The 11,120-nt window shown below is 68.9% G+C and carries 8 protein-coding genes; 1 reads left to right on the top strand and 7 read right to left on the bottom strand.

Going from position 1 to position 11,120, the window contains the following annotated elements; translation table 11 throughout:
• Positions 1-68: 68 nt before the first annotated feature.
• The 4 genes from FBZ87_RS02685 to FBZ87_RS02700 all read right to left on the bottom strand — a co-directional run bounded on the left by FBZ87_RS02685 (position 69) and on the right by FBZ87_RS02700 (position 8,020).
• On the bottom strand, positions 69-2,234 hold the full coding sequence (locus tag FBZ87_RS02685) for a prolyl oligopeptidase family serine peptidase (protein ID WP_145608817.1): 2,166 nt from the start codon (positions 2,232-2,234) through the stop codon (positions 69-71).
• A gap of 117 nt (positions 2,235-2,351) precedes the next feature.
• Entirely contained in the window at positions 2,352-4,481 is a 2,130-nt protein-coding gene (locus FBZ87_RS02690; protein ID WP_145608818.1) for a prolyl oligopeptidase family serine peptidase, read from the bottom strand.
• A gap of 136 nt (positions 4,482-4,617) precedes the next feature.
• Positions 4,618-5,232: a helix-turn-helix domain-containing protein gene (locus tag FBZ87_RS02695; RefSeq protein WP_145608819.1), complete on the bottom strand. Its 615-nt coding sequence runs from the start codon at positions 5,230-5,232 to the stop codon at positions 4,618-4,620.
• 262 nt (positions 5,233-5,494) lie between these two features.
• Positions 5,495-8,020 (bottom strand): methyl-accepting chemotaxis protein, encoded by a 2,526-nt coding sequence (locus FBZ87_RS02700; protein WP_145608820.1) that lies wholly within the window; start codon positions 8,018-8,020, stop codon positions 5,495-5,497.
• A gap of 229 nt (positions 8,021-8,249) precedes the next feature.
• Between FBZ87_RS02700 and FBZ87_RS02705 the strand changes: the two genes are divergently transcribed.
• Positions 8,250-8,771 carry a hypothetical protein gene (locus FBZ87_RS02705; RefSeq protein WP_145608821.1) on the top strand — a complete coding sequence of 174 codons (522 nt, stop codon included), beginning with the start codon at positions 8,250-8,252 and terminating at the stop codon, positions 8,769-8,771.
• A gap of 38 nt (positions 8,772-8,809) precedes the next feature.
• On the opposite strand, the gene FBZ87_RS02710 is transcribed toward FBZ87_RS02705, so the two are convergent.
• From FBZ87_RS02710 to FBZ87_RS02720, 3 genes are all read right to left on the bottom strand, one after another.
• Complete coding sequence (locus tag FBZ87_RS02710) at positions 8,810-9,997, bottom strand: GGDEF domain-containing protein (protein ID WP_145608822.1); 1,188 nt, start codon at positions 9,995-9,997, stop codon at positions 8,810-8,812.
• Between the two features lie 130 nt (positions 9,998-10,127).
• Positions 10,128-10,325, bottom strand: a complete 198-nt coding sequence (locus FBZ87_RS02715; protein WP_145608823.1) for a hypothetical protein — start codon at positions 10,323-10,325, stop codon at positions 10,128-10,130.
• 31 nt (positions 10,326-10,356) lie between these two features.
• Positions 10,357-10,983: a PadR family transcriptional regulator gene (locus FBZ87_RS02720; RefSeq protein WP_145608824.1), complete on the bottom strand. Its 627-nt coding sequence runs from the start codon at positions 10,981-10,983 to the stop codon at positions 10,357-10,359.
• Positions 10,984-11,120: the final 137 nt, after the last annotated feature.

Genomic DNA, 11,120 nt, shown 5'->3' on the forward strand with positions numbered 1-11,120 from the left:
CCCGGATGCCGTATCGTCCAGGGCGCGGACGGAGAGGCTACATAGATAGGATTTGCGTGAGACAATCCCTAGTCGGCGGCCCCCGCGACCACCTGGCCGCCGGCGGGACGCTCGGCATGCCGCGGCATGAGGCGGGAGGCGAAGTAGGCCAGTTCCAGGGCGGGGCCCCGGGCACGGGCGGCGTCATCCAGGCCCCGGGTGCCGTGCCCGCCCTCGTCACTCTCATAGAACAGCACGGGCTTGCCCAGCGCCTCCATGCGGGCAGCGAACTTGCGTGCATGGCCGGGGCCCACGCGGTCGTCGTGGGTGGCCGTCATGATCAGGGTTTCCGGGTAGGTGCGTGTGGGATCCAGCCGCTGGTAGGGGGAAATGCTGGCCAGGAAGGCGCGTTCCTCCGGCACCGAGACGCTGCCGTATTCCGCCACCCAGGACGAACCGGCGGCGATGGCCTCATAGCGCAGCATATCCAGCAGCGGCACCTTGATGGCCACCGCCCCCCATAGGTCGGGGTGCTGGGTCAGGGCGACGCCCATCAGCAGGCCGCCGTTGGAGCCGCCGCTGATGCCCAGGCGTGCCGGCTGGGTGACCTGGCGTTGAATCAGGTCGCGCGCCACAGCGGTGAAGTCGTCGAAGGACTTCTGCCGGTGGGTCTTCAGCGCCGCCTCGTGCCAGGCGGGGCCGAACTCGCCCCCGCCCCGGATGTTGGCTACGACATAGACGCCCCCCCGGTCCAGCCACAGCTTGCCGATGGTGGCGGAATATGTCGGCAGGCGCGACAGGTTGAAGCCGCCGTAGGCCGTCAGCAGGGTGGGGTTGTCGCCGCTGAGCACCATGTCCTTGCGGTGGACGATGAAATAGGGGACGGCGGTGCCATCGGTGGACACGGCCTGCCACTGGTCCACGGTGTAGGGGCTGGCGTCGAAGCCGGGGCTGCCGGCCTTGACCAGGGTGGCGGCGGCACTGTCCAGGTCCACGCTCCACACCGCCTGGGGCGTCAGGAAGCCGGCCACGGTCACGGTCAGCTTGTCCTTGTCCTCGCTGCTGGACTTGATGCTGACGGCCGACATATCCGGCAGATCGACACGGGTCGTCTTCCAGCCACCGTCGACGCGGGTCAGCACCGTCAGGCGGCCGCGCACATTCTCGTCGCTGGTCACCACCAGGTGCGACCTGGCCTTCACCAGGTTGGTCACGGCCTCGCGCGGGCCGGGCAGATAGACGGGGGCCGCCTTCAGCTTGGCCGGGTCGTGGCGGGCGGCATCCAAATCCACCGAGACATAAGAGCCGGCGGGAAAGGTGCGGCCGCTGGCCGTCTGCCAGTCCTGCCCCAGCTTGACCACCAGTTGCCCGTTGGCCAGCACCGCCAGTTCGGCCAGCGGCGGCAGGCCCAGCTTCAGGGTGTGGCGGCCCTCAACCAGATAATGTTCCGTGGTGAAATAGCTGGGCCGCCGTACCAGCACGATGGCGCGGTGGCCCTGGCGGTCGCGGAAGATGGCCGGGCTGACGGAGGTGTCGGTGACACGGCCCTGGAAAATCTCATGCGCCTGGTCCAGCGGCTGGCCGCGCTGCACCACCTTGACCACGTAGGGATAGCCGGAGCGGGTCAGCGCCGCGTCGCTGGAATCCCAGCCACGGGCCACCAGCAGGGTGTCATGGTCCAGCCACACCACCGTCTGCTTGGCGTAAGGCAGGTGGAAGCCGCCGGGCACGTAAGCCTTGGCCACAGGGTCGTATTCCCGCACCTCCACCGCATCTTCACCCGTGCGCGACAGCGACACCAGGCAGGTGCGCCCCATGACCACCGGGTCCGCCCCCGGGGCCGGCGGCGGCGCATCGGGATCGACCGTGCCGTAGCAATTGGACCCGGCATAGACATGGCGCACGCCGTCGATGGTGGTGACGGCCGGATCCTTGCCGTCCACCGCCCCGCCCGAGGGCAGCGCGCCGCTGCCACCCTCTTCCGACGCCTCATGCGCCAGCAGGGTGGCGGTGGAGATGAAATCGGACAGGGGCGCGTCCTGCGTCAGTTCCGCCAGCGTGCGCTGGTTCTGCCGCGCCACCCAGGCCAGCGCATCCGGCGAGTCGGGCGTTTCCAGCCAGGCGTAGGGATCGGTGTAGGTGGAGGACAGGCCGGACAGCGGGCTCGCCGGCTCGGCAGCCGGCTTTTGGGCGCATGCCGCCAGCGACAGCGCCAAAAGCAGAGCCGGAAGGACACGGGAACAAACGGACGGCATGGGACGCGACAGCCTCGGCGGATCGGGACCTGTCCCCTGACGACAGCGGCGGCGGCCGGGGTCAGGAACACAGCGGAACGGAGGCAGGGAACACCTGCCCCGTTCCAGGATTGATCCCTAATCCTTGAGTTTCCGTAAAAGGTAGGTGAACTCCAGCGCCTGCCGCCTGGCGGTTTCCTTCAGGTTGGCGCTGGCCGCGTGACCGCCCTCGGTGTTCTCGTAATAGAGGTAGGGCAGGCCCATCTCCTTCATCTTGGCCGCCATTTTGCGGGCGTGCCCGGGATTGACCCGGTCATCCTTGGCCGAGGTGACGAACAAGGGTTCCGGATAGGTCACCCCTGCCTTGAGATTGTGGTAGGGCGAGATGCCCGCCAGGAAGGCCCGCTCTTCCGGCACCGCCGGGTCCCCGTATTCCCCCATCCAGGAGGCGCCGGCGCCGATGACGGGGAAGCGCAGCATATCCAGCAGCGGCACCTGGATGACGACGGCGCGCCACAGTTCCGGATGCTGGGTGAACTGCACGCCCATCAGCAGGCCGCCGTTGGAGCCGCCCTCGATGCCCAGCCGGCGGGTGCTGGTCAGCTTGGTGGCGATCAGGTCGCGGGCCACGGCGACAAAGTCGTCGTAAATGGCCTGGCGCTTGGTCTTCAGGCCCGCCTCGTGCCAGGCGGGGCCGAACTCCCCACCGCCCCGGATGTTGGCCAGCACATAGGCGCCGCCGCGTTCCAGCCACATCTTGCCGGTGGCGCCCAGGTAGCGGGGCAGCATCGGCACCTCGAACCCGCCATAGGCGTACAGCAGGGTGGGGGTGGATCCGTCGAAGGGCACGTCGCGCGGCCGCACGACGAAGTAGGGCACATGGGTCCCGTCGCTGGACACCGCCTCGCGCTGTTCCACGACCGCCTTGGACGCGTCGAACTGCGGCGGCGTGGACTTCAGCCTTTCCACCGCCCCGGTGTTGGTGTCGACCAGCGACAGGGTCAGCGGCTCCAGAAAGCCGGCCACGGTGACGAAGGCGCGGTCATGGTCGCGGTCGGTGCCGGTGACGGTGATGTTGGCGTTGTCCGGCAGCTGCAGCTGCGCGCGGCGCCAGCTGCCGTCGGCATTGCGGTCGGCCACATAGACGCGGCCCTTCACATTGTCCGTCAGGCTGATCAACAGGTGGTGCCTGGTGAAGTCCAGGTCGTTCAGGCCTTCGCGCGAGGTCGGCGTGTAGACAGGCACGGGATGCAAATGGTCCGGATCGGCCGTGGCCGCCGCCAGATCCAGCGCCACGACGGCCCCCTGGGGCACAGCGGTGCCCCCCACGGTCCAGTCCTGCTTCACCTCCACGATCAGCTGGCCCTCGTGGATGCCGTGCACGCGGGCCTTCAGCGGCAAGGCCAGGCGCTTCGGTTGCCCACCCGCCAGCAGATAGGTCTCCACCTCGAAGAAGCTGAGGTTGCGGGTGATCAGCGTGGCCTGGTGGCCCTGGGCGTCACGCATGGTTTCGGCGCCGACCGACATGTCCGACGGCTGGCCCCGGAACACCTCCTGCGCCTGGTCCAGCGGCTGGCCGCGCTTCAGCGTCTTGATGACCAGGGGGTAGCCGGCGCCGCTCATGGTGCCGGGGCCCCAGTCGCGGGCCACCAGCAGGGTTTCGGTGTCCGCCCAGGCGACAGTCTGCTTGCCGCGCGGCAGGGCGAAGCCGCCGGGCACGAAGGCCCGGCTCTTCATGTCGAACTCGCGGATCGTCACCGCGTCCTCACCCCCGTTGGACAGGTGGACGACGCAGTGGCGACGGGTTTCCTCGTCGCAGTCGGTGCCCTTGAACACCCACTTCACGCCCTCGGCCTTGGCCAGGGCGTCAACGTCCAGCACGGTCTGCCAGTCGGGCTTGTCCTTACGGAAGCTGGCCAGGGTGGTGGTGCGCCACAGGCCCTGCACGTGGTCGGCGTCCTGCCAGAAATTATAGACGGCGTCGCCGCGGAAGCTGACGCCCGGCACGCGGTCCTTGCTTTCGGCGATGGCCGTCGCCTCCGCCAGCAGGGCGGGGTAGCGCGGGTCGGCCTGCAGCACGGCGGTGGAGCGGTCCGTTTCCGCCTTGGCCCAGGCCAGGGCGTCTGCGTTGTTCATATCCTCCATCCACGCCCGGCTGTCCTCGGGGATGCCGGTGGGCGGCGTGGCGGGTGTGGAATCGGCGAAGGCGGCGGTCGCCCCCAGCATCAGGCCGGGCGACAGCAGAAGTGCGCTGATCGTGTTTTTCATGAACCCCATCCGTGAGGGCGGCCGACCGCTGCCACGGATCGCCCCTGCCCCTGTCTGTTGCCTTTAGTAGTGGGTCAGGACGAGGCCGGATGCAATACGCTGCTTAGGACAAATGGAGGTGACCCGGAAGTCGATCTCAGGCATCGGCCTCGCCGGCCTCGATGACGCCATCGGCCGACTTGCGGAAGATGGACGGGGTGCCGACGTACAGCAGCACCACGTCCTGGTCCGAGGCGTTGCGGGCGCTGTGCGGCTGCAGGCTGTCGAAATGCAGGCTGTCACCCGCACCCAGCTTGGCCTTGGTCTTACCCACCGTCCCCGTCATCTCCCCCTCCACGACGTAGAGGAAATCCTCGCCGTTGCGCTGGTCGGTGGGGAAGGCATGGCCGGGCGGCACCCGCATCAGGATGATGTCCAGCTTGCGGTCCGCCAGGTTGCTGGCCAGGTCGATGTAATCCACCGGGCTGTCGACCTCGATGCGCCGGGGCTTGGCCGCGCGGTGAACGATGGTGCCGCTGTCCGGCACCTCCATGAAATAGGTGAGGTCCACGGTCAGGGCGTCGGCCAGGGCCAGCAGCGAGACCAGCGAGGGCACGCTCAAATCCCGTTCCGCCTGGCTGATAAAGGGGGCGGACAGGCCGGAGCGCTCGGCCACCTGCTGCAGGGTCAGGCCCAGCGCCTTGCGCCGCGCGCGGATACGGTCGCCCATAGGCATTTGCCGCCGGCGGTCGGTGGCGCTGACGATCTGCATGACTGTATGCCCCCCTTTAACTCAGGCCCATCCCGGCGCCCCCCGGCACCGTCCCGTCTTTACCCCGGTTGGTCCCGGGATACGCGATGGCGGCTTAACGTTTGTCCCTCCCTGGTAATGCGCCCTCGCGCGCGGGTAAAGCCGTCAACCCCCGCCGCCGCCGCATAGCGGCGACGCCTGGGGCGGGACGGTTCAAATTTGTGGATGCGTCAAAATTTTGCATGGGCGGCCGAATGGCCGCACCCCCGCGATTTGGGGCACGCTATTCATCCTTGAACGCCACGCGGACATTGCCCCAGATGCGGCCGCGCACCCGGATGGGGGCGTCCACCTCCTTCAGGCGAACGATGACCCCGCCGCCCATGTCTCGCGAATAGGACTGCACCAGGAAATCGCCGGTGTTACGGCCGGCGGCCAGGCCGGCGCGGTCGTTAAACAGGCGGCGGTTGCGGCTGTGCGCCATGTTCCAGGTATAGTCGCCCGGCCGTTGCGGCTGCGACACCCGCTTCATGTGGGTGGGCAGATAACCCGAGGGCACAACGGCGGCGCAGAACTGGATGCGCGGGTCGCCTGCCGCCACCGGTTCCTGGATGTCGGGGAACAGGCGGTCGGTGATGGGGGTGTAGGCCGCCATGTACTGCTGCGGATCGGTGTCGGGAATGGGGTCCAGGTCGTGCGAGAACAGCGCCGTCTCGGTGATTTCGCCCGCCTGCAGGGCCCTTTCCAGCGCCTGGCCCATGCGGCCGGCGGCGCCCAGCGCCAGGTCGATGAAGCCGCGGTGCCGTTCCAGCGCCCGGTCCAGCGTCGCCTTCAGCCGGCTTTGGGTCGCGGCATCGACATGGATGAAGCACAGGTGCAGGCCCAACTCGCTGGTGCCCGCCACCACCGCCGCCACCGTGCCCACACCCTCCACGGCCAGCGCCACCTCCTGCTGGTCGGCCAGGGCGGGCAGGCCGTCCGCCGCGACCAGGGCGCCGCGCGCCGACAAGTCCTGTAGCCGGCCGGCGTAGGGGCGGCCGTTCACCTCCACCGTCGCCGGCATGTCGCAGGGCACGCGGTCGGCGGCGCGGCGGTCACCGGCCAGCGACTGGCGCAAGGCGATGGTCATGCGCCGCTTCAGGTCCACCACCGCGGTCTGCGTTTCGCCAACCCGCAGATCCAGGTCGGCGGCGATGGTGGCGATCTCATCAGATTGTCCCCGGATGCTGCCCACGCTGTGCGACACCTGCCGGGCGGCGCCGGCGGATTCCGACGCGCTGCGCCCGATCTCGGCATTGGCGGCGGATTGCTGCTCCACAGCCGCCGCCGTGGCGGACGAGGCCTCGTTGATTTCACTGATCACGGTGATGACAGCACGGATGGCGTCCACGCTGGCCGACACGGCGCCGCGCAAGCCCGCCACCTGGGTCCCGATGTCGTCCGTGGCCTTCTGCGTCTGGCCAGACAGCGACTTCACCTCATGCGCCACCACGGCGAAGCCCTTGCCGGCGTCACCGGCCCGCGCCGCCTCAATGGTGGCGTTCAGGGCCAGCAGGTTGGTCTGACCGGCGATATCGGCGATGAGGTCGGTGACGGTGCCGATCTGGCGCGTCGCCTCCTCCATGCGTTCGATGGCGCCGGCGGCCAGGCGGGCGCTGTCTACGGCGCGGCGGGCCACGTCGCTGGAGCGGGCGGCCTGGCGGGCGATCTCATCCCCGGCGGCGCCCAGCTCCTCCGTCGCGGCGGCGACGTTGCCGGCGTTGCCGCTGGCCTGCTCCGCCGCGGCCGACACGGCCACCGTGTTCTCCCGCACCACGGTCACGGCCTGCTTCAGATGGGCCACCCCATCCACCGCGCGGTGGCTGCCCCGCTCCACCCCCATCCAGGTGGCGGTCAGGTCGGCCTCGATGGCGCGGCAGGTTTCCAGCAACGCCAGGCGCGCCTCCTCGCGCGTGCGCTCCATCAGTTCCACCCGCTCGTCTGTGCTGAAGGCCAGGCGCGCCCGCAGGGCCCGCAGCGTCGCGGTCATGGCCTGGAACTCCGCCACCGGGTCCGCCGGCATGGCGTGGTCGAATTCCCCCGCCGCCACGGCGGCGAAGTGCCCCTCCACCCGGCCCAGGGCTTGGCGCAGAGTGCGCAGGATCAGGCTGCCGCCCAGCACGGACACGGCCAGCGACACCAGGATGATGGCGGCGTTGGCGCCCAGCCACAGGGCGCTGTTGGCGCCCGCGTCCATCTTTTCGCCAAAGGGCCCGAGGAAACGCAGGCCGCCCGCCACCAAGGTGCAGGCGATCATGGTGCCCATGGTCAGGATCATGCGGCCGCGCACACTGCCGGCGTAGTGGCGCAGGCGGGGACCAAGGCCATTGGCCACGGCCACGCCGTCCTTGAGAGTCCCCCGGCCAGCGCGAAGCTCGGCATACAGCGCCTCGGCCGCGCGCACCTCGTCCCGGCCGGGCTTGCTGCGGATGGAGATGAAGCCCGCGACCGTGCCGCCCTCCATCACCGGCGTGACATTGGCGCGCACCCAATAATGATCGCCGGCCTTGGTGCGGTTCTTGACCAGCCCGTCCCAGGGCCGGCCGGCGCGGATGGTGGCCCAGAGGTCGGCGAAGGCGGCCTTGGGCATGTCGGGATGGCGCACCAGGTTGTGCGGTGCGCCGATCAGTTCCTCATGGCTGAATCCGCTGAGGCGGACGAAGGCGCGATTGGCATAGGTGATGCGGCCCGACGGATCGGTGCGGGAGACCAGCAGCTCCCCCTCGCGCAACTCCACCTCACGGTTGGTCACGGGCCCCGTGTCGCGCATCGCATTCCTCCCCCGAGTACCTGTCCCAGGCCGTTCCTTTCGCCCCCGATACGGGCTCTGGCCTGGTGTCCAGCCTCGCGCCGGAAAGGTTAACCCGGCGTAAAGGCTTTAGCCGCCTGACCAAAAGTAGTGAATCATCCCCCTAAAAAGTCATTAATCTCTGATATTGAAATTAATAATGATTCTCACTATCGTGGTCCGACCGGAAATCACAGCTGCCAGGCCCGAGATGCCCCACGATCTGATGATCACCCACCGCGACAGCCTGCCTCAGCCCGCGCCGCTGGAAGGCCTGAGTTCCGGGGAAAGATTGCTGGTATGGAGCCTGCGCCACATGGCCCAACCGTATTCCAGCCCGGCCCGGCGCGGCTGTCCCCTGATCCGCCACGCCTTCCTGCAGGCCTGCGGTGAGGACGCGGACGAGGTGATGGCCACCTTCCGCGCCTTTCTGCTGCTGTACGGCCGCTCGGCCCGGCAACAGCCGCTGGTGGGGTGCCCCGGTTGCCAGGATCTGACGCCGGATGAGCGAAAGCTGCTGCGCCTGCTGGCCTTGGCACAGCCCTCCGCCGACCCCACCGCCGCCGCCCGGCTTTATGCCTTGGTGGAGCACCTGATGCGGCCGGGGACCACCGACGGCCTGATGGTGGCGTCCCGCGCCATGGCCGGCGCCCTGGCTGCCCACGGCCTTTCCCTGCCGGTGCGGCCCATGGCGCTGGAACGCACCGCCACCCCCGGTCGCTATGACGCCTGACGCAGCGTGACACCTTCCGTGGTCCGGAAAGGCGGCGATCAGGAATCCGCGCTGAGGTGCACGCGGTTGCGGCCCGCCGCCTTGGCGGCGTAGAGGGCCAGGTCGGCCCGGCGCAGCGCGTCGGCCAAGCCGTCGTCCCCGCCGGACACTCGGGCGGCGCCGATGCTCACCGTCCAGGCCAGGGTGGCATGGCCGTTGACCGGGGCCGCCTCCACCACGCGACGCAAGGTCTCGGCCCGGGCAGCGGCGTCCACGGTATCGGCGTCCGGCAGCAGGACGGCGAATTCCTCGCCGCCGATGCGGCCCGCCACCTCGCCCTCCCGCAGCCAGCCTTGCAGCAGCCGGCCGAACTGGGACAGCACACGATCACCCGCAGCGTGGCCCAAGGTATCGTTGATGGCCTTGAAATGATCGATGTCGATCATCAACAGGGCTTGGGGCTGGCCCGCCTCACGCCCGCGGCGCACCTCCCGCTCCCCCACATCCAGGAAATGGCGGCGATTGGGCAGGCCGGTCAGCACATCGCGGGTGGCCATGTCGTAGAGGCGGCCGGCATAGGCCTTCAGCCGGCCGACCAGGGGGCGGAAGATGAAAACGGCCTCGGCCAGCAGGGTGGTCAGCAGGATGGCCAACACGCCCTGCTGCGCCCGCCGCAATCCTTCGATGCGCTCCGTCGCCTCGGTCTCGAATTGGCGGACCGCCTGGTCCAGCATGGGCATGATGATGTCGCGGGTTTGATCGCGGATCTCGCCGAAGGCGCGGGCGCGGATGTCGGCCGTGCCCGCGTCCAGGGGCTGCGGCCCCTCCGACCCCGCCAGGATGCGGGCGGCCAGAACCAGATCGCGGGTGCGGCGGTCCAGGTCGGTGGGCGGGGAGAAGTAAAGGGCGCGGGCGGCGTCCGACAGGCCATGGGTGATGCCCATGTCGCCGGTGCCGCCCAGCAGGGCGCGATGCGCCCGTTCCATGGTGGCGGCCGCCTGCAGCAGGGGGACGCGCGCCGCCTCGTCATGGCCCTCATAGAAGTCGCGGGCCAGCAGGCCGATGCGCTGCGACAGCATGCGCTGACGGCCGGCGACATTGATGATGGTGCCACTGTCGCGCTGCTGGGAAATGACATGGTCCAGCAGCAGGTGCACCGATCCCGACAGCAGGGCGATCAGGGACAGGGCGGCGACATAGGCCACCGTCAGGCGGCGCGTCGGAAGGCTGTCGTCGGCACGCGTCATGGTATCGGGGCGGTCCTGCGAAGGGGACGGGCGTCCCCTGCAGGGATACGGCCGCGCTTGCCAAGTGAAACTGGCCTGATCATCAACCGGACCGTTTCGTATGACAAGTGTTGGCGCCCTGACCAGAGGGCTAGTGCCGGTCCCCGGGGCCGGGAACGTCCCTGCCTTGTTCGGAGTCTTCCGGGAAACGGGCCGCGTCACGGTCTTCGCTCAGGTGAACGACCCGCCGCCCCAGGGATTGGGAACGGGACAGGGCCTGCAGGCGGCCCCGGATGTCGATGGCGTTCACGTCACGGGTCCGGGGCAGGTCACGGGTACGGGTGGGCATGGACGTCCTCTCCGTTCACGTGGGATGGCCGTCAGGCCTGTTCGATGGCTTGCGCGGCTTGGTCCAGGGCCTGGGCGATGGCGCGCGCCTGCTCTTCCGTCAGGGTCCCGCCGCGCAGACGCAAGCGCAAGGCCATTTTCAGGTTTTCCATGGCACGGACGACGGGTGCCGGGGGCATCCAGCCGCGCACCGCGCTGATCTTGTCCAGCCGTTCCTTGATGGCGGCCAGGACGTGGCGGTTTTCCTCCAGGAAGGCGGCGCCGCTCTCGGTCAGGGTGTACAGCTTCTTGCCACCCTCGCCCACCGAGACCTCGGTATGGCCCATTTCCTCCAGCAGGGTCAGCGTCGGGTAGACGACGCCGGGGCTGGGGCTGTAGCCGCCGCCGACCTTTTCCTCGATGGCCTTGATGATCTCGTAGCCATAGCGGGGCTTTTCCCGGATGAGGTCCAGGAACAGGAAGCGCAGGTCGCCATTCTCGAAGACGCGGGCGGCACCGCCTCGGCCACCCCGGCCGCCGAAGCCCTCACCCCGCTCGCCCCGGCCCCAATGATCGCCGTGGCCGCCCCAGGCGCCCCAGAAGCCCTCGCCGTCGCGGCCCCGGGCGTGGCGACGTCCCCCCTCGGGGTGTTTGCCGCCATGATGTTTGAAAAAGTGCATGATGGTCTCTCGATCCTATCTCGTCTGTTATTCGATATATCGTGAATTAAGATATATCTCGATCCTTTCTTGAGTCAAGGCGTCACCGCCGGAATTTATCGCAGATCATTGACGGCCCCGCCTCAGGGCCCGGATAG

This window comes from Nitrospirillum amazonense (assembly GCF_007828035.1).
GTDB classification, from domain to species: Bacteria; Pseudomonadota; Alphaproteobacteria; order Azospirillales; family Azospirillaceae; genus Nitrospirillum; species Nitrospirillum amazonense.